The organism is Streptomyces sp. URMC 126, assembly GCF_051386555.1.
Lineage (GTDB): Bacteria > Actinomycetota > Actinomycetes > Streptomycetales > Streptomycetaceae > Streptomyces.
Genome location: NZ_JBPQTX010000717.1, coordinates 1 through 342, shown reverse-complemented (window position 1 = coordinate 342; position 342 = coordinate 1). Strand labels below are relative to the sequence as shown.

Below are 342 nucleotides of genomic sequence, written 5' to 3'. Positions count from 1 at the left end.
GCCCGGACCTTCTGGAGCGACTCGGGTCCGGTGATGTCGGCGACGGAGCGGTACGAGCCCTCCTCGCCGTACGCGCCGGCGGCCTCCCGCCACCCCTCGGGGGCCACCCCGAACCGCTTGCCCAGCAGCGCCAGGAAGATCCGCGCCTTCTGCTCCCCGAACCCCGGCAGCTCGGTCAGCCGCGTCAGCAGCTCCGCGCCGCTGTCCGCGTCCCGCCATACGGCGCTCGCGTCGCCGTCGTAGTGGTCGACCAGGTACTGGCAGAGCTGTCGCACCCGCTTGGCCATGGAGCCGGGGTAGCGGTGCACGGCGGGCTTCTCGGAGAGCAGCGCGGCGAAGGAC

At 73.4% G+C, this 342-nt stretch carries 1 protein-coding gene; it reads right to left on the bottom strand.

Annotated features, from left to right (window positions below; translation table 11 throughout):
- Positions 1–342, bottom strand: a 342-nt coding sequence (locus ACSNOK_RS33600) for an HhH-GPD-type base excision DNA repair protein (RefSeq protein ID WP_436784556.1), incomplete at both ends; no start/stop codon positions are given.